The 19221-nt window shown below is 64.5% G+C and carries 12 protein-coding genes; 7 read left to right on the top strand and 5 right to left on the bottom strand.

The features are described 5' to 3' along the window. The first annotated feature begins 23 nt into the window (after positions 1 to 23). On the top strand, positions 24 to 5741 hold the full coding sequence (locus ABIB36_RS20885) for a helicase-like domain-containing protein (protein WP_354563323.1): 5718 nt from the start codon (positions 24 to 26) through the stop codon (positions 5739 to 5741). Positions 5742 to 6028: 287 nt separating this feature from the next. Here ABIB36_RS20885 and ABIB36_RS20880 read toward each other — a convergent pair whose 3' ends face one another. Both ABIB36_RS20880 and mobF read right to left on the bottom strand, forming a co-directional pair. After that, on the bottom strand, positions 6029 to 6544 hold the full coding sequence (locus tag ABIB36_RS20880; RefSeq protein WP_354563326.1) for a hypothetical protein: 516 nt from the start codon (positions 6542 to 6544) through the stop codon (positions 6029 to 6031). Positions 6545 to 7313: 769 nt separating this feature from the next. Beyond that, complete coding sequence (gene mobF / locus ABIB36_RS20875; RefSeq protein WP_354563365.1) at positions 7314 to 13466, bottom strand: MobF family relaxase; 6153 nt, start codon at positions 13464 to 13466, stop codon at positions 7314 to 7316. A 204-nt stretch (positions 13467 to 13670) separates the two neighbouring features. Here mobF and ABIB36_RS20870 point away from each other — a divergent pair, with 204 nt between their 5' ends. The 4 genes from ABIB36_RS20870 to ABIB36_RS20855 all read left to right on the top strand — a co-directional run bounded on the left by ABIB36_RS20870 (position 13671) and on the right by ABIB36_RS20855 (position 15947). Further along, on the top strand, positions 13671 to 14135 hold the full coding sequence (locus ABIB36_RS20870; protein WP_354563328.1) for a hypothetical protein: 465 nt from the start codon (positions 13671 to 13673) through the stop codon (positions 14133 to 14135). Positions 14136 to 14138: 3 nt separating this feature from the next. Further along, positions 14139 to 14444 (top strand): hypothetical protein, encoded by a 306-nt coding sequence (locus ABIB36_RS20865; protein ID WP_354563331.1) that lies wholly within the window; start codon positions 14139 to 14141, stop codon positions 14442 to 14444. Between the two features lie 61 nt (positions 14445 to 14505). Beyond that, the gene (locus tag ABIB36_RS20860) at positions 14506 to 15621 is read left to right on the top strand and encodes a tyrosine-type recombinase/integrase (protein WP_354563333.1); all 1116 of its coding nucleotides are present in this window, start codon (positions 14506 to 14508) and stop codon (positions 15619 to 15621) included. Beyond that, positions 15618 to 15947 (top strand): helix-turn-helix domain-containing protein, encoded by a 330-nt coding sequence (locus tag ABIB36_RS20855; protein ID WP_354563336.1) that lies wholly within the window; start codon positions 15618 to 15620, stop codon positions 15945 to 15947. The genes ABIB36_RS20860 and ABIB36_RS20855 overlap by 4 nt, the downstream gene beginning before the upstream one ends. Positions 15948 to 16641: 694 nt before the next feature. On the opposite strand, the gene ABIB36_RS20850 is transcribed toward ABIB36_RS20855, so the two are convergent. Beyond that, positions 16642 to 16908, bottom strand: coding sequence for a hypothetical protein (locus ABIB36_RS20850; RefSeq protein ID WP_283478067.1), 267 nt, complete (start codon positions 16906 to 16908; stop codon positions 16642 to 16644). Positions 16909 to 17252: 344 nt separating this feature from the next. Between ABIB36_RS20850 and ABIB36_RS20845 the strand changes: the two genes are divergently transcribed. After that, positions 17253 to 17720, top strand: a complete 468-nt coding sequence (locus tag ABIB36_RS20845; RefSeq protein ID WP_354563338.1) for a nuclear transport factor 2 family protein — start codon at positions 17253 to 17255, stop codon at positions 17718 to 17720. After that, positions 17720 to 18286 (top strand): TetR/AcrR family transcriptional regulator, encoded by a 567-nt coding sequence (locus tag ABIB36_RS20840; protein ID WP_354563340.1) that lies wholly within the window; start codon positions 17720 to 17722, stop codon positions 18284 to 18286. The genes ABIB36_RS20845 and ABIB36_RS20840 overlap by 1 nt, the downstream gene beginning before the upstream one ends. A gap of 174 nt (positions 18287 to 18460) precedes the next feature. Here the strand turns inward: ABIB36_RS20840 and ABIB36_RS20835 are convergent, their stop codons facing one another. Both ABIB36_RS20835 and ABIB36_RS20830 read right to left on the bottom strand, forming a co-directional pair. Beyond that, the gene (locus ABIB36_RS20835) at positions 18461 to 18625 is read right to left on the bottom strand and encodes a hypothetical protein (RefSeq protein WP_354563342.1); all 165 of its coding nucleotides are present in this window, start codon (positions 18623 to 18625) and stop codon (positions 18461 to 18463) included. 304 nt (positions 18626 to 18929) lie between these two features. Then, the coding region (locus ABIB36_RS20830) for a hypothetical protein (protein WP_354571677.1) at positions 18930 to 19221 on the bottom strand (292 nt) is incomplete at its 5' end.

Here is a 19221-nt window from a genome sequence, read left to right as displayed (position 1 = left end):
GCGAAGCCGACGCACAACTGGACTTGTTCGCGTTCGATTCCGACGACGCTGCACCGCTCGACCCCGCCTCCACCAACGTCGGAGGCACACCGCTGCCGACCCCGCTCGACCCAGCACTGTTGAACGCGGCCGCTGCCGAAGAGGCTTCTATCGAACCGGAACCTGTCCTTGTCGAGGCAGGTATCGCCGAGGCCGAACCGATTGTTCCGGTGACCTCACCGGTGGACTTTCGATCGGGGCCGCAGGTGTTGGTGCCCTCGGGCACCAAATCGCGTGTCCGAGCCAACATCGAGGCGCTACGCACCCTCGCGGTCATCACCGAACAGCAGCGGTACGCGACCCCGGGCGAGCAGCAGATCTTGGCCCGTTGGTCGAGCTGGGGTGCAACACCGCAAGTGTTCGATCCTCGCCGCGACGACTGGGCCACCGAGCGCGAACAACTCCGTGGTCTGCTCGACGACACCGCCTGGGCACAGGCGCAACGCACCACAATCAACGCCCATTACACCGACCCGGCGATCGCCGACGCAATGTGGAAGGCGACCGTACGAGCCGGGTTCTCCGGAGGACGTGTCCTCGAACCCGGATGCGGTTCGGGGACTTTCATCACCCACGCGCCACCGTCGGCGCAGATGGTCGGAGTCGAGCTCGACGCCACATCCGCCGCGATCGCCGCCGCACTCTCACCTTCGGCGCAGATCCGCGCCGAAGGTTTCGAAAAGACGATGGTTCCGGAGCGTTCTTTCACCGCAGCGATCGGCAACGTCCCGTTCGCCGATGTGCGGCTCTATGATCCAATCCACAACGAGTCCAAGCATGCGATGCACAATCACTTCATCGTCAAAGCGCTGGCATTGACGGCCCCCGGCGGTTACGTCACGGTGTTGACCTCGCGCTACACGCTCGACGCCCAGAATCAACGGGCGCGACGACAGATCGCAGCACTCGGTGATCTCGTCGGGGCGGTGAGGTTGCCGTCGAATGCATTTCGCCGGGTGGCAGGAACCGACGTCGTTACCGACATTCTCGTGCTGCGTCGCCGCGAGGATAAGAAGAAGATGGCTCCACTGACCGAGCGGTTCCTGGGGCTCGAGAACGCCACCGCCATCGACGACGCCGGCGAGGACAAAGGCGTGCCGATCAACGCCGTCTACACCGATCACCCGGAATGGGTGCTCGGCGAACTGCGGGTCGGGCACGGGATGTACGCAGGTGATTCGATCAGCGTCGCCGCCCGCGGCGGGGACGATCTGGCCATGGTGGTCGAGGAACGCTTGAGCGTCATTGTCGACACCGCCAAAGCGGACGGTCTCGGCCACACCGCCTCCTGGAGGGACACCCTCGGCCCCACCCGCGAGGACTTCGAACGCGGGTTGCAGTCCTCGCAGCAGAGCGCAGCCGCCTCGGAAGATGTGGCGATCGGGACGATGCGGCACGACGCCGACGCCGGAGTGATCGAGCGGTGGATGCGCACCGGGTGGGAGACGGTGCCCACGCGCGGATCCAAACAAGTCGCTGAATGGGGACGCATGCTCGAACTGCGTGACACCACACACGCCCTCATCGAGTCCCAACGTAACTCGAATACTTCTCACGGCGAGAGGCAGGCGCTACGCGAGATCCTGAGCGAGCAGTACGACGGCTACGTCGCCCGCTACGGGCCGATCAACCGGTTCAAGCTCTCGATCCCCAAAGACCTCACCGATGCCCAGCACGAGGCCGCTTTGGACAAGCTGATCGCGACCTGGCGCACGGACGAAGGCGTCGCCGGTGACCCATATGCCGGCGAGATTCCCGAGGATGTCTACCTCCGTTTGTCCGACGATGCGTGGATCAATCCCAAATCGCCGACGAAGCTGCAAAACCACCTCGGCAAAGCCATTCGCAACGATCCAACGTTCGCTGCGGTGTTCGCACTCGAGCACTTCGACGAGGCCGCCATGACCGCGCGCAAAGCCGCGATCTTCCATGCCGATGTTTTGCACGCACGCGAAGTGCGGACCTACGCCGAGTCTGTCGACGAGGCCATGGCCATCAGTCTCGACGAGCACGCGCGCCTGGACATCGACCGGATTGCCGAGCTGCTCGGCGTCGACACCGAGCAGGCCGAAAGCGAGATGGAAGGCACAGCGTTCCGGACATTGTCCGACCCACAGCGGTGGGTGCCCGCCTCGACGTATCTCTCGGGCAATGTTCGCCGCAAACTCGCCGACGCCGAAGAAGTCGCTGCACTCGATCCGCGATACCGAGCCAACGCCGACGCACTCGCTGCGGTGATCCCGCCGCGCAAGACCGACATCGATGTCTCCCTCGGCGCACCCTGGGTGCCGATCGAGACCTACGTCCAGTTCGTACGCGAGACCTTCGAGGTACCCCCAGAGACCAAGGTTCTCATCGAACGCGCAGCGGCAAAGTGGGCAGTCAGCACCGGCGCGTACTCCGGCGCGCATGAGCACGATCTCAAGTGGGGTCTGGTGCCCAAACGTGGGGCATGGGCGACCTCGTTCAACTTCGAGTATCGACCCGCCGAGGACCGCGGTATCGCAAACGCAGGCGTCCGGTCCGGCGACTACACCTGGGGCGAGGTACTCGAAGACCTGCTCAACAGCTCATCCATCGAGATCACCACCTCCAAAGACTTCAGGGAGAAGGCCGGCGCTCCCCCGGTCCACGATGCCGCCACCCGCGCCGCGCAATCCAAGGCTCGTCGACTCTCACAAGAGTTCAGCCAATGGGCGCTGCACACCGACGACGTGCGCCGCGAGCAGCTCCTCGACATCTACAACGAACGGTTTAATTCCGTTGTCGCGCCTATTCATTCCGGTGCGCACCTGGCGCTTCCCGGACTCGGAGAAAAGTTCGACCCGCACCCGCATCAACGCGATGCTGTCGCTCGCATCGTCGCCGAACCGACAGTTCTGCTCGACCACGTCGTCGGCGCCGGAAAGACCGGCGTGATGCTGATGGGTGCAATGGAGCTCAAACGTCTCGGGCTGGCGGACAAGCCGTGGATCGTGGTGCCCAACCACATCATCGACCAAGTTGTCCGCGAAGCCGGTCAGTGGTATCCCGCCGCACGAATTCTTTCCGGCTCAGCAGCCACCGACGCCGAAGGACGCCGCCTGCTGATCGCGCAATCGGCCTCACAGGACTGGGACATGGTCATCGTTCCCCGCTCGGCGTTCTCCGCCATCGGCGTCGACCCGGGCACGAAAGCGGAATATATACGCAACCAAGTGACCGACCTGGATGCGCAGATGGAGCAGCTGGAGAGCCGCACTACCGTCAAGATGCTCGAAAAGCAGAAGGAGCGTCTCGAACAACAGCTCGAAGCCGCCCTCGACCAGGCAGGCAAGGATTCGGGGCTGACGTTCGAGGCATCAGGCTGTGACTACCTGTTCGTCGACGAAGCACACGAGTTCAAGAACCTTTACCGCGCCTCGGACGTGACCGAGCTGGCCAACGAAGGCAGCAAACGGGCCACGGATCTGGACCTGAAGCTGCGGCACCTACGGGCGATGCGTCGCGAGGAAGCAGTCACCAAAGGTATTGCGCCGGAGGAATACATCGAACGAGTCGCCACGTTCGCGACCGGCACACCGGTCGCGAACTCTCTCGCCGAACTATGGGTCATGCAGCACTACCTGCGCCCTGACCTGCTCGACGACGCCGGGGTTGCCCAAATCGGTGACTGGGGAGCGACCTTCACCGACACCGTCGAACGTGTCGAACTGAACTCCTCCGGATCAAGGCTGCGGGCAGTGACCCGGGTCGGTGAGTTCACCAACGTCGGCGATTTGATCGGCATGACCAGCGTCTTCACCGACGCTGTCACCCGAGACCAGGTTCCGGCGAACCTCCCGGTCAAAAAGGGTGGCCGCAACACCGATGTCCTGTTCACCCCCGCTCTCGAGGTGCAGGACTTCATCGCCGATCTCGGCTACCGCGCAGACAATGCCGACGCCAAACGCCCCGACATCGACAACGCCCTCAAGATCGCCAACGACGGCCGCAACGTCACCCTCGACCCGCGAGCTGCACACCTCGATCCCGCCCCCGCCGAGAATTCCCGCGCTCACATCGTGGCCACGCGAATTCTCGATGTGCACAACGAAACCCGAGAGAACACCTACCTCGACGCGGCAGGTGCGCCGCACCCGACACCAGGGGCGCTCCAGATCGTGTTCTGTGACCGCTCCACCCCGAAAGCGGACGGCTCGTGGTCGATCTACGACGGCATCCGGTCGGAGTTGATTGCCGGCGGAATGGACCCCGCCCAGATCGCCTACATCCACGACTACTCCAAGCCGTCCGAGAAGGCGCGCCTGTTCGAGATGTGCCGGACCGGCAGGGTCACGGTCATCTTCGGATCGACCGAAAAGATGGGCACAGGCACCAACATTCAAGACAGGGCGATCGCGCTGCACCACGTCGACGTTCCGTGGCGCCCTGCCGACCTCGAACAACGCGAGGGACGCATCATCCGGCAGGGCAACCAGAACACCCGCGTCCAGGTGTTCAACTACGTCGCCGAGAAGACCTTCGACACCGTGATGTGGCAGACCATCAACCGCAAAGCGCACTTCATCGAGCAACTCAAGAAGGCCGATCGGTCGATGCGGCGCGTGGCCGACCTGGACTCGGACTCACTCGCCGACAATTCGGCCATGACCAAAGCCCTCGCAACCGGGGACGATCGGTACATCAAGCAGATCGAACTCGACTCTCAGCTCCAGGAGCTCCAGTCCGAGGCCGACTCGCATTTCGCCGAACAACGCTCCGTCGAACGAGATCGTGATCGCTTGCGCCGCGAGATACCGCGGATGCGTGAACGGGTGGCACGGCTAGCGGCTGCGGCACCCACCCTCAAAGCACGGCGTGACGTGCAGCAGTGGCCCGGTATAACTGTTCGCGGCACGTTCTACAGCAAACGGGGCGATGCCGCACGCGCGCTGACGAAAGCTCTGCAAAGCACCTACTACAACCTCAAAGGCGAAGGCGCGACCAAAGCCGTGGTCATTGCAGAGATGAGCGGCTACCCGATCGAAGCGGCGCGGCCGGCAATAGAGAGCACCCTGTGGCTTTCGTTCGCCGATATCGGGTCCTCGATCAAACCGCTCGACGCGTCGTCGCTTCACCCGAAGATCGGCGACGGTGACGCCGCTCAACACGCGCTGGGGCTACTCACGCGGGTAGAGAACATGGCGTACACCGTCGACACGGATCTGGGGAAAGCCGAGTACTCCCTCGACCGTGACGAACAGCGCTTGCAGGTACTCGAGACAGTTGAACTATCGGACTTCCCGAAAGCTGTTCAGCTCAAAGACCTCTCCGACGAGGTGTTCCGGCTGCGTAAGGAGATCAAAGAAGCCGAGACCAGTCCCGAAGCGCTCGCTCGTGATGCCGCTCGCGCCGAACGCGCCGCAGTGAAAGGCCGTGAAGAACGCTGGTCGCTGATGCTCAACCCCACACCCGCCCTCGTCGAAGACCTGGGTATGGGCAGCGCCGACGATGTGCGCGCCATGATGCGCGACAACGAATTCGTAGCCGCGAGGGAGCAGCGAGGCCACGCGGCGTCAGACGAGATAGCAGAAGGAGGACCAGACACCCGTCCCGGCCGATTCTTGGGCGTCATCGACCACGACGCCCAAGGAACCAGACCGTGGCGAAGCACCGACGACGGGATCGAGCCACCCGACGTGAACAACCCACCCGAGCACGGTTACGACCTGGACACATGAGACAAACACTGACGCCCCTTGGCCCGCCCGAGCGAGTAGAAATCAAGACTGCGCGTAAGGGAAGTGCGGATCACCTCTCTCAGAGGCAGGACCGGGGTGTCACTGTTGTCGACTGCATCAATCTTTGATGGCGGGACAGGGCACCTCTTCGCGCCGTTGTTTCTGTGCGTGGTGTATCCCACCGCTCCTGCGAGCTGAGAGTCCAGCGTCGGTATCGCCGACAAAACAGTGCGACCCGTCAGGAGGTCTTGACGGGTCGCACTGCTCTCGTTCGTGCTCTGATCGTCCTAAAAAGGAGGTTCCGACCTCGATACTTCCGCCACTGCAGACATGTCCTCGCTACTCCAGGGATCGGCAGGTCTCAGGCCGCTGGGTTCCATGGCGCCGCCGAGGACCGTGATAATGACACTGTCGAAATCGTTCTTGTGCACGTCGAACGCTGCAGCAACGGTCGGGGCTAGAGTCACCCCCTGCTCCTTCGACAAGTCGGCGAGAGCGGATAGGACGCTGTGCCGGGCGTCCGGGTGAGTACGTTTGCTTATCGACTGAGCTTTGGCTTCTGTCTCGGCCGCCGCCTGCTTGTCGGCTTCTTCGCGTTCACGACTCTCGGCGATGTCACGCAGACGTTGCTCTTGTTGCGTGCGCAATTGTTTGTCGGACTGGGATCTGAGCCAGAGCGCATCGGCTGGGGCATCTCGTCCCGCGAGTTGAGCTGCTCGAATAGCCAGGTCAGCAGCGGCGTGCGCTCCGCGCGCATACCGCTCCGGCGGTAGATCGCGTAGACGTTCTTGCAGACTACTCACTGACGCCAGCTCCTTCCGGTCTCTCTCGTAGTACTCAGTGTGCGCTTGGGATCGCGACAATGCACGTCATTGCCCTGGCGGTGGGGTTGTTGGCCGCCTTGATTGTTCTATTCTCCAACTGGTCGACGCCTCCGAGGAGTACTGAGCAATGACCAGAATAAGCGCCCTATCCTTCAATGCGGCCGCTTCTTCGAGCAATGCTCCGATCAGCAGTGTTGCGACGTCTGGCGAAAAGACGGACCCCTTCAGTGGGTCCCCATCGGTGCTTGTTTCGCCGACTACCCAGAGAAACCGCGTCCAGCATCTCTCCAGCGATTCGGTGTGGATTTCTTTCTCGCGTTGTAGACGTGCAGATTCGGTTGCGGAATCACTGGTCCGGCGGTGCGCCCTGAAAGTGATGCCAGCGGCGGCAAGTGCCAGAAGGCCGGCTGTCACTACGCCCAAGGGTTGCGCGGCAACCTTCCAGAACTCCAGTGGCCCCGGCACCTCGTAGGCCCGCCCCAGGACGAAAGTGCCGGCAAATAGGACTGTCAGAACGAGACACAGGATCCACACCATGTGCAATTTCAGGTGGACGCCGCCGTTTTCCAAGCATCGAAGAGAGTCCACTGCATCATCGTCCGGCGGTGTGGTGCCCTTAGACCCTGCGGCATCTACATCTGCCGGGGGCTCATTTTCTGGGGCAGTCGGGACGTTGGTGGTCACGAGCTCGAACCCTAGACGCCATCAGTTCCTTTACCCCATCATGTTGGGATAGGTCGGGTGAAACTCAGAGTCCGTAGTCCTTGTCGTGGTGGCGTTCGCGTGCGTCAAGATCGGACTGTCCCATCGGATGCCTAGCCTGCGGAGGGCGGTGCGCTCGTCCGGGACCGGGTGCGTCTGCGAGCAGGCGCGCGATGTTCTTCTTTGCGGACGGATCTACTGTCCCGGCACCCGAAGTGCGATCCGCTGTGATCCCCTCGATCGCGGGGGCCTCCGCAGTGGAGGGTGTGCTGACAGCGCGGATGCGTTGCTCGGCGGCATGACGCTCGCCTGCCATAGTCACCGTGCGCACACGTCGGCCCTGTTCGGTGATGGCAGAGTCGTAGACCGCGGCGGCCGCGAGGTCACCGGATCGACGCTGTGGGTCGGTCGCACGCTCCGCGATCGCGGGCCACTCACTCGACTCGACTTGCACGCGCCCGGCAGCATCGCTGACGGCGCGCTGCGTCTCGCGGACCTGGCGGGCGAGGCGCTCTTCCCGTAGTCGCGCGTCCTCGACGGCGGGTTCGAGTGTCTTACGATCGCGCCGCTTCGCTGTGGACAGTCGGGTGGCGAGTGAGGCGTGCTCGGCACGCGCCGTGTCGTGTTCTGCGGTGATACGTCGCAGCTCGGCGGCGAGTTCACGCGCAGCGGCGATTGCGGATGCCTGCTCGGTGAGGTGGGAGTACAGCTTCTCGGTCTCTGCCGTGACAGTGGGCGACGTCCGTGCGCCTACACGGTCGATGAGGGCAGCCAAGTCCGCATCAGACACGAGCTGGATCGGGTTCTGTTCCATCATTACGCGCAGCGCAGCATCGAACGCCGACAGTGTCGATGCCGGTGCGGGTAGCGCCACGTCCTCGCCGACGGGCACCTCCGGGAACTGTTGTGCAGTCAACCGTTCGGGGTGGGCATCGGCAACCGATACGGTCTCCGTGTTCTCAGCGGCCGCGCTGACACTGCGGGTAGAGGGTGCCGGTGCTGTGGGCGCGGTGATCGCGGCGCGTCGTACCGCGTGCTCGGCGCGCCACAGGGCCGCCTCCAGTCGGCCGACTTCGGCTCGAAGTTCGGTGAGTGCACCGAGGTCGACGCTCGTCACGGTGCTGCGAGCGGTAATGACGTCGACGGCGGTGACCTCTCCGCCGTCGGCCGCGATGACACGGTCGTAGTCGGCGGCGGTCTCCTGAGCGAGAACACGAGCCTTGGCGGCGTGCTCGTCGGCGAACCCGGCGCGCCAAATCTCCCACTCGAGACCGCGCCCGGCGAGTACACGTGCATCCTCGTCGTCACCGGCGGCCGCGACCGCGGCGGCGACATCCGGACGGACAACGGTGTCAATGTGATGCCACAGAGCTTCGGCCTCGAACGTGGCGTCCATCCAGTCCTGGCGCGCGTCGAGCATCGCCACCCGCGCCGGCTTCTGCCGGTCGGCGGCGGACTGCATGTCCAGGAGCATCTGGTCGCTGTACAGCAGGGCGGGGCTGGCGTCGTCCTCGATGGCCGTAAGCAGCGCGGCGCGCTTGGCCTTGGCCTCCTCGACGTCTCTGCGGAGCAGGCGGACACGTTCGTCGCGAGTGACCGTCGGGTACAGCAACGGAACCGCGCTGGCCGCTACCGCGATCTTCTCCCACGGATCCTCCGGCACCTCGGCGGCATCGAACGATGCACCCTCGACAGAGTCGACAGCCTCGACGAAGGGCTCACTCGGGTACGCCTCGTCGAAGTCCGGTGGCGGCGGCGCGTCGTCGTACTCGACCGGGGCATCGAGTACGTCGAGAGATGCGAGATAGTCGGCGTCGGCCTCGACTGGGATCGACGGTGACGCTGCATCACCGGGCGCAGCGGCTGTGCGGGCGTTGACCGGCGGCGGCCGATTGGCCGGGTCTGCCCACTCGGCCGAGAAGACGTCGGCGGAAGCGTCTCCGACGACCTCATCGATCGGGGCGAGTGCTTCGTCCTCGGCGGCGAGAGGTTCGACGTCCGGGCCGGTGTAGGTGCGGGCGAGATGGTGTTCGCGCACCAACATTTCTGCACGCCACGTCAGCGCGGTGGCGAGTTCGTGGGCAGGGAAGGTGACACCGTGATCGACCGGGTCGATGCCGCCGTGCAGGAACTCGTACGCAGTCCCGAGCAACTCCCCGGGCGTCCATGCCGCCGGGTCGGCGGCGTCGATGGTCGCCACCAACGCCGGCCAGGACGGGTCGGACATCACCCGCACCGCAGCGGTGTCACCGAGCAGCTCGGTCAACACCGGCGTCCACGACGGAGCGAGGTCGCCGCTGTCACTGTCGGCATCGAGCACAGCGACAGACAACTCACCGGACAGTCGCCACCACAGGGCAGCAGCGGGAAGCTCGTCCGGCAACGGCGCCGTAGCGACAGCGTCTCGGACGAGGGTGTGCACGTCGATTCCCGCACGCGCGGCGGCGGCGAGCCGGTCGGCGAGGATCGGGAAGTACGGATCACGGGCAATGTGGCGGTCGAGTTCGTCGACGAACGGCTGCCACCGACTCACTGCGCCGTTGCCCGACCCGATGACAGCGCCAGCGCGGCGATCGAGCGTGCGCTGAACCTTCAGCGAGGCAGCGGCATACTGCTCGGGCCCTGTCGGCCTGCGGTCGGCCGGATCCACATCATGCGCGGCACGGAAGACCGCAAGATCGGTCAACAGGTCGATGTCGGGTTCTCCGGTGAGCAGCGGGCGCGCCCACACCGGAGCAGTCGTCGGCGTCCACGTCGCGGCGTCGGCACCGATACGTGCGCAATGCGCAGTCACCAGCTCTTCGCGGGCATCGAGGTAGTCACCCCACTCGGGCTTGCCGCGCAGCACGTCCGGGATGGCGGGAAGCCACGGCAACGGTCCGCGTCCGGCGGAATGCTTACCGGTGGGATCGAGCCGCCAGTCGAGAACGGCCGCCCTGTCGAGAGCGGAATCGAGTTCACGCGAACCGATCGTGCTGCGCAATGCCTCGACCGGGTCGCGTCCGTGTGCACCGATGATCGCCAGATGCCCGCGCAGTGTCGGCCACGCCGGTTCGTCGGTCAGACCGGGCGCTTCCTCTTCCGCGGCAACGTCGATGGCTGCCATTACTTCCGGTCCGAGATGTACTTCGGAGCCAGTGGCCACCGAGAAGTCGTAGGCCCGTGCGGCGGGAGAGAGATTGAGGTGCGGGTCGTCGGCGGCGGTGAGCGTCGAATGCGCGGAGACCTGCGCTCCGTCGCGGCGCAGGATGGCACGTAGATCATCGACAGCGGTCGGGGGCAGCAGTCCACGTTCGGTCATCGCGGTGTGCAGATCACCCTCGGACGCGGTCGCAAGATACAGGTGGTTGCTCTCCCGGCCACGGGTCAACGCGACATAGGCGAGCTGGCGGGTCTCATCGCCGGTGGCGACGACATGGCAGGTATCGGCGGTCGACCCCTGCGCGGAGTGCACCGTTCCGGCGTAGCCGAGTTCGGTAGCTGATTGCACATAACCGGCGGCGAGGGTGACGGTTCGGCCGAGTTCGAGATGGCGCACCACCAGTGACCCGTCGACGTCGACATCTTCGACGATCCACCGGTCTCCGTTGCGGACCCAGTCGGTACGCGAGAGCGGGTTGCGGCGATCGTTCGAGCGGGTGCGGACGGTGTCCCCGACGCTCGCGTAGAGCCCGTCGGCGAGTAGAGCTTCACGCCCGACCGGGGTGTCGGTGGCGGCGAGTCGGTCGGTGCGGGCGCGGGTGTTGAGTTCGGCGACGAGCTCGCGGGTGGGGGCGAGCATCAACGCGTCTTTGCCGGCCTCCTTGTCGAGCGTCCATGCGGTGTAGGCGTCGTCGGTGGCGGTAGCAATCGACCCGACGTGGACACGTCCGTTGTCGATGTAGAAGCCCAGTGCTGCATCGTCACCCTCACGCAACGCGAGCGTGGCTGCGCCCTCGGCGCTGTCGCTGAACCGCACCACCTGTGAGAGCGAGAGCGCGCCGACACGGTCGGCGATATCGCGCAACACACCACCGGATGCGACGGAAGCGAGCTGCTGATCGTCGCCGATCAACCGGATCGTTGCACCGCGCTCAGCGAGCGCAGAGACAGCTTCGTCCAGATCGAGAGTGCCGGTCATGCCGGCCTCGTCGATGATGACGAGAGTGTTCTCCCCGATCGCCGAATACCACTCGGGAACCTCGACCGACTTACCACCACGCAACCGGCGAGCGATGTCGACGAACTTCGACAACGTATCGGTATTCGTCAAGATGTCTTGACGCAAGACTGTGGCGGCGGCAGCGGTTGGCGCGAACCCGACAACCCGCCCGCCCGCGTTCTGCCACGACCGAGTCAACGCTTTCATTGCAGTGGTCTTGCCGGTACCCGCAGGCGCGAGAGCGAGCTGCAACTTCGCCCCCGAGGTGGCCATTGCGCGCACCAGCGAGCGTTGGCCGGCATTGAGGTCGCGCCCGTTCGCAGTGGACTCGAGCAACGCCATCTCCACGTGCTTTTCGGCCACTGCAACACCGTCACCGCGCTGTGCGAGGGCGACGATGCGGCCTTCCGCATCGAGCACCGCAGCGGTGGTCAGCAACGCAGATTCGTGGCGGGTATGCACATCGAGTCCGTCACGGCGGCGCATCACCTGCGGTGCGATCTCCGCGGCCGGGTCGATATCGACGGCGCCGGAGAGGTCGATGGAAGATCCCTCCGCGCAGGCGGCGTCGGTGATCGCTTCGACGAGTGCGTCGATCCGCTCCGTCGACGGGTTGTATTTGCGTACTTGACGTACTGCTTCCGCGCGAATGTTGTGCCGCAGGAACCTCGAACGCCCGCGTGAGACGACGTGCACGACATCGCCCGCCACAGCGTCGATCCACTGCGCATCGAACGCCGCGGTCGCCGCCTCGGCGGTGCGCCCGGTGATGGAGGACACCAACTCCGACAATGCTTTGTCGGAGCCGAGGATCTCGATCGCCTCGCCCCGCCACCCGCTGCGTTGCTCAGCGTGGCTGACCGGTTCGTGCTTCGCTGCACGAGTTTCCAGCGTTGCTTGTTGCGCAAGTGAGATCGCTTCGATCGCGCTCGGTTCGCGGCCGTGATCGGCTTGGAAAGTGCGGGCCAGTTCAGCGGTGCGCGCTTTGATCGCGGCGCTACGTGAGGACCAGCGCTCGGCAAGCCGCTCATCCATGCCGTCGATTTCGCGGACCGCCCGCTTGGACCGATCCTGCGACGGGCGCTCGGTGAACCGCACACCGATGCGGTCCCGTAGTTGCGCTTCGAGGACGGTGTTGTAGACCTCGGAAGCGGGCACGTTGTTGCGGTACAGAGCGGCACCGTCGAGGGCGAGCCACTTCGTCGTCCCGTCCGGCAATGTGGTCGCGACTTTGTTGCTGATCGCGACGTGCGTGTGCAAGTTCGGATCCCCTGCACGCGAATCACGGTGCGTGAACGCAGCGGCGATCAAACCGTTGCCGTCGACCTGCGCGACTCCCCCGGTCCCGACACGGGTGAAGCACGCGTGCTTCTCCAAGTACGTCACCGCAGCAGCAATTGCAGCCTCGTGCGCAGCCTCGATCTGCTTCGACACCTCACGCGGAGCGACCGCCCACAACGCCGACACACTTTTCACGGGCGTGAACGTCAAGTCGAAACCTGCAACAGCAGTGGTCTTCTGGCGTCCGATCTTCGCCACCCACCCGGACAGTTCACGTTCATCGAGCGGGGCGCGCCCGTACTCATCGGCGAACGTCTTTGTCCCGACGACGGTACGAATCCGGGCACGCTCGGCGGGCTCGATCGGCGCATTCCACTTCTCGCCGACGGTGAGATTGTGCGCGACAAAAGCCTCCGCGCATGCCACCCGGTACTCCGTGGCACCGGAGTCGATCTTGAACGCCCGACCCAGTTTCGCCGACCGCGCAGCATCCTCTCTCGATGCTCCTTGGGCGATCGCCAACTCGAACATCAGATCCGCGTTCGGGTGCAACCCCTCACCGAACAGCGCCTTCATCTGCGCTTCCGACACCTGCTGACCCGGTGCGACCGAACCCAGGCCGGCAAGACCGGCCCCAGCCCAACGGCCCGGAGACTCCCCCTTTTCGGAGTAGTAATCGGCCAGTGACGAGGCCCCTCTTTCGGTGGTATCGGCAGCAGCAACCTGCCGGGTGAGGTACTCGTACCCATCCCCAGCGGTCAGCTTGTGCAGACCCATCACAGCCGCGAACTCTACCAGCGGAAACGCGGGATGCAGCCTTAGTGCATGAGGTGTGTGGGTTAGAAAGGTGGTTCGATGACGCGAAAGCGTCATCGAACCAGGCGTGACGTTGGTGCTGTATCGGCGGATGCGGATCGGCGATACAGGAGAGCTTGTGTCAGGATCTGCGAAAAAGTCGGGGTTTGGGGTTAGGGTGGCGGCATGGCGTCGACTCAGGCACGACAGAACGCGCGCGCTCGGGCGCGGGCGGCGCAGCAGAAAGTTCTCGTCGACCGCAAGCGCCGCGACGACGCCAACATGACCTCGCTGACCGCGTTCTTCACTGCCGCCGAGCAGATCGACGCGGCCCAGTTGGCGATGGCGCACGCTCTCGACGACATCCGCAACCGGGAAGGAACCCTCAGCGCGGCCGCGACACTCGCCGGGATCACGACCGGGGAAGCACGCAAACTTCTGGCGCTACTCACCGTGAACACGACGACGTCGGCGAGTACCGACACCGATGGGTCGGACGCAGTCTCGGGTGCGGTCTCGGCCACAGGACCGCCCGCCGAGTCGGGCGCGCTCGACACCGCCGACTCGGCGTCGAGCGGTGACGCAACGATCCGAGATAACACCACCGACAACGGCGACTCGGACACCGCCGCTGCCACGGGTCAGGAGTAGTCCGTGACGGCCGCGGTGATGCAACTAGCGTTGTTCGGCGACGACACCGACGCTGCAACACCTCATCCGGTCCGTCAGGTGTGGCGACCGTTGCAGGAGCCGTTGACCGCGAAGACGGTGGCGCGGTTCTGGACGAAGGTCGTCAAATGTCCAGACCATTTTTGGTGGCGGGGGTCGGTGAGTCATCCAGATGGCTACGGCAGAAACCGAGCGGAGTTGCATCGGATTTTGCATTCGACTGTTCGTCGGTATCGCGCGTCGATGCGCGCCGGAGCAGTTGCCTCGGGTTCATCGTCGCACGCGCCGTGAGGTCTGAACAGGCAAAACTCAGGGGTTGCCACCAACGCAATAATGATGCATCGTTTGCAACATGGTGTCGGCGGCTGATCTACCGGGAGCGAGCCATCTCGTGCTCGCTCCCGGGGTAGCGCATCTCGATCCGAAGACGGCCGTTTTCGAGGCGATGCTCGACGGGTGGGCACGTCAACAACGGGCACGGTTCCTCAAGCCCGAAACGATCGCCGGCCGAGAGTTGAAGATCCGGCGCATGACCGAATTCACCAACGACTACCCGTGGTCGTGGAGATGCGCCGACGTCGAGGAATTCATCGACACCCGCCGCCACTGCGGACGACGCATCACCGTGGCAACCGCACGACTCTACGAACACACCCTGAGAACATTTCTCGAGTTCGTCACCGATCCGCGCTACGGATGGTCCGCTGAATGTATGCAGCGCTTCGACGTCGCACCATCGCAATTGCTGCACTCGGGCAACACCGTCGTCCACACCAGCGAATACGAGGGCAACCCGGACCGGCGGCCGTTGACGTACGACGAAGTCCAACTCTTGTTCGACGCCGCAGATACACGGGTCGAGGACATCCGTGCTCGTCACCGCAAAGGTGCACTCGGCGCGCTACGCGACGCCGCGCTGCTGAAAACGATCTACGCGTTCGGGCTTCGTCGCCGCGAAGCGTGGGGGTTGGATCTGGCCGATCTGCGGCACAATCCGAAGGTCCCCGAGTTCGGGCGCAGCGGCGGCTTGTTCGTGCGGTGGGGTAAATCCTCGCGCGGTGGACCGCCCAAACGTCGCACTGTCCTCACCGTCCCCGAGATGGACTGGATCGTCCCAGTTCTACACCATTGGATCGATGAGGTCCGGCCGCAATTCGGTGTCGGAGCGCATCCGGCGTTGTGGGTGACCGAACGCGCCGACCGCATGTCATTGCGTCGCATCAACGAAGCGTTCACCACCGCACGCACGGCCGCGAACCTTCCGGTAGAACTCGATCTGCATTGCTTGCGCCACAGCTACGTCACCCACCTCGTCGAATTCGACTATCCGGAGAAGTTCGTTTCCGCTCAGGTCGGACACGCGTACGCAGCGACGACAGCCCTCTACACCGGAGTCTCCGATGACTACCGCAACCGGCTGCTACACCGGGCCCTGACAAAACACTCCGACCTGTGGGAGAAGCCGTGACGAAAAAGATGAGCTACCACTGGCATCTACGCAAGATCATGGCGACGCGGGACCTGTACGCCACCTCGGACCTGGTGCCGTTGTTGGCCGAACGCGGCATCCACCTCTCCCGCGAACAAGTGTTCCGGCTCGTCACCCAACCCCCGCAACGACTGAGCATGGACACCCTCGCTGCACTGTGCGACATTCTCGACGTCGGGGTCGACGACCTCATCGAAATCACCGTCACCCACGACCAGGTCACCAAAACCGTCAACAGCCACCTCGCACCGACACCGGCCCCGACGGTGCGGCGCTCCACGATCCGTCGCCCGCAGGGACTGTGAACTTCCGCGAGCAGCGCCGCCGTGAGAAGACCGACGCCGCTGCAGCAATCACCGCGTGGATCTGTGTCCGTGTACCCGCTGCCGATCTCGACGCCGTGACGCGAGGACTCGACGCGTTGAAGTTGACACCCGTGCACACTGCACGGGTTCTCGCACACTTGCACGCGCATCCGGATGCATTGACCTCCGGCGACTCCGCTGGCCCCACAGGCGTGCGCCGCCTGCTCGACGTGCTCGCCGTCGACCACTCCGAAGTACGGCGAGCCGAATGCCGCCGCTGCGGCGAGCAGCGACCGTTGTCCTACCGCGCCGACGGCGGCTCGATCTGCGCCCGCTGCTACTTCCGATCCCACCGGATCACCTGTGTGCGCTGCGGGCAATCCGGTCCGCCCGCGTTCAAGGAAAACAACGGCACAGTGTGCGCCCGGTGCGCCAACGCAGACCCGACCCGTCACCGCCCATGTAATAGCTGCGGGAACGTCAAGCCTGTCGCCTACCGCGTCGACGGCCAGCCACTGTGCCAGAACTGCGGCCCGAAGCCGCGCCACACCTGCACCGGATGCGGCCGCCTCGACCAGCCCGCAAAAGCGGTCACCGAACACGGCCCGATCTGTTCGAGCTGTTACCACCGCTCCCGCCAACACCCATGCCACCAGTGCGACCGCGTCACGGAATATGTGCGGCGGGACGGTGATCAATGGATCTGCAGCAGGTGCCGAATACCACCGACGGCAACATGCAGCGTCTGCGGTGAGACCAAACCGTGCATCAGCGGCCACACCCTCGGTCGACCGATCTGCTCAACGTGCACATCCCGCACCCGCCCGCACAAACCATGCACCGAATGCGGAGTTACCCGCCGAGTCCTCGCGGTATTACCGACCGGACCGATCTGCGCGCCCTGCCACGCTGACTGCACACCGAAACCGATATGTGCGCGCTGCGGCGCATCGCGGGTCACCCGCATCACTGTGCCGATCGGACCGATCTGCACACCGTGCTTTCAGACGCTGCGCGCCACCCACGCACCGTGCGCGCGGTGCACCCTCAGCCGCCCACTCGTCGGTTCTCTCGCCGGTCTGTCACTGTTGTCGGAGCGTGGCCGCTCAGGACGAAGCCGTCGTTCTACCGGACCTGGTCGACACCCAAGCAAGCGCAGCGTCAACGAAAGGAGGCTGCGCTTAGCGGGCCTATGTCGGGTGAGGGTGACAGGTAGCCGTCTAGTCTGTACCTTTTGGTACAGTGCGTACTGATCAGTACAACGTGCACCGTCCGGTTTTCGCTTGCTCTCGAAGGAGCCCCCTCGTGTCTCGTCCTCCGCTTCCGCCGTTCACCGAGGCCACCGCGATCCAGAAGGTTCGCGCTGCCGAAGACGCGTGGAACACCCGTGAGCCCGAGCGCATCTCCCTCGCGTACAGCGAGGACAGCTGGTGGCGTAACCGCTCGACCTTCCTTGAGGGCCGCGCCGCGATCGTCGAGTTCCTCACCAGCAAGTGGGACCGCGAGCTCGACTACCGGCTCATCAAAGAGCTGTGGGCGTACACAGGCGACGTCATCGCTGTCCGCTTCGCCTACGAGTACCGTGACGACACCGGCCAATGGTTCCGCGCCTATGGCAACGAGAACTGGCACTTCGACAGGGACGGCCTGATGACCCATCGCCACGCGAGCATCAACGACGTCGCGATCACGAAGTCCGACCGCAAGTTCTTCTGGGACGCATCCGGTCCCCGTCCGGCCGACCACTCCGGCCTGAGTGAACTCGGACTGTAATGGCCCGAACTGTCCTCGAGCGCTCGGATGCGGTCCGCGCCCTCGCCAACGTCTTCCGCAAGCGAGGTTTTGAAAGCAGCTCCCTTTCGGTCATCCAGCAGGAGACCGGACTCGGCCGCGGCAGCCTCTACCACTTCTTTCCCGCGGGGAAGACGGACATGGCCCGCGCTGTCCTCGACCAGGTGGGTGAGTGGTTCGAGGAACAGGTCTTCGCGCCCCTCCGCACCAGCGAGAACGCCACGAATGCGGTCGAGGCGATGTCGCGGGAGGTAGCCGACTACTTCATGTCCCGCGAAAGCGTGTGCCTGTTCGCGGCAATCACGCTGGGCCAAGAGAAGGAAACGTTCACCGAAGCGGTCCGGAGCTACTTCACGGACTGGGTCGACGCCCTCGCCGAAGCACTGCAACGCGGCGGGCTCTCAAACCAGGAGGCGGCAGACCGTGCCCTGGACGCGGTCGCGGCGATCCAGGGCGGGCTGATCCTGGCCCGTGCCTACGGCGACTGCGCGACCTTTCTACGGATCATCGACCGCACCAAACAACACCTGCTCGCCCCCGCTCTCTGAGCGGGCTCTCGCGGTAGACCGAGCCGCCGTCCCCCGGGCACTCCACGCGACTGAGCGCCGGCCTCGCCGCGTTCGGCGCAACGTCGTAGCCACGACCATCGACTCGGTACCGACAAGCAACACGCTGGTGACCCAGAATTGGTCAAGCCGATCGCAACAACAACATTTCACTGGCTAGGGACCTTCGGCACGAACCTTGAGTGCAGTACCGTCACCGAACGTGCCGCCAGCTCCTGCGATTGTCATCGACACGGAGACCACGACCGGGAGCGCCGGGTCGACGACGCGGCGTGTGGGCGGCTCGAAGGTGGTGGGCCAGTTCCCGTACAGCTCGGTCACTGCGCCGCTGCCAATCCCCGCATGGTTCCTCCATCCGCCAACGCGCCGGCCTCGTCGACAGGCGACCAGCGCAGACCTCTCTCCCCAAAGGTCGGGGCATCGAGGATGTGGCGGCCGGTGCGCTGGGTAATTCCGCGGCCGTGGATGGTGGTTTCGATGGTCGAGGCCGGCGAGGTCAGTCGTGGTGCTGGCGGTGGTGGTCATTGGTATCCGACCTTTCACCGCGCGAATGAGACCTGTTCAGCATATTAGAACAAATGTTCGATTGCTAGGTCGCTCGGTTCTTGCCGTTCGTCGGTCGCCCTCAGATTGATCTTTCGACATCAAATCGCTGTTCATCGGCTGCAACCTTGCGCAGCAGGGCGACGACACCGGCGATAGCTTTCCTCAAGTGTGGGTCGTCGGGGTCGTATCCTTCGTCGATGAGTGCTTGCCTGTATTCCGCACTGTCTTCCACACTGACTTCGACGCACTGCTGCCGGGTTTGGTTCCGTCGTAGTTGAAGTTTCGCGAAACCAGCCCAACCGATGTCCGTGCGCGGGGCTACTGTGGGCGAGGTGAGCTTCGTCGAGTTGCAGGCCGGGGTGCCGAAAACT

This window comes from Rhodococcus sp. UYP9, from assembly GCF_040547235.1.
In the GTDB taxonomy this organism is placed as follows: Bacteria; Actinomycetota; Actinomycetes; order Mycobacteriales; family Mycobacteriaceae; genus Rhodococcoides.
This window is presented reverse-complemented; position numbering and strand designations above follow the sequence as displayed.

Bases quoted from the DNA above. Each gene is read 5' to 3' on its own strand.
- mobF (WP_354563365.1), bottom strand. From the start codon at position 13,466: ATGGGTCTGCACAAGCTGACCGCTGGGGATGGGTACGAGTACCTCACC.
- ABIB36_RS20870 (WP_354563328.1), top strand. From the start codon at position 13,671: ATGGCGTCGACTCAGGCACGACAGAACGCGCGCGCTCGGGCGCGGGCG.
- ABIB36_RS20860 (WP_354563333.1), top strand. From the start codon at position 14,506: ATGGTGTCGGCGGCTGATCTACCGGGAGCGAGCCATCTCGTGCTCGCT.
- ABIB36_RS20840 (WP_354563340.1), top strand. From the start codon at position 17,720: ATGGCCCGAACTGTCCTCGAGCGCTCGGATGCGGTCCGCGCCCTCGCC.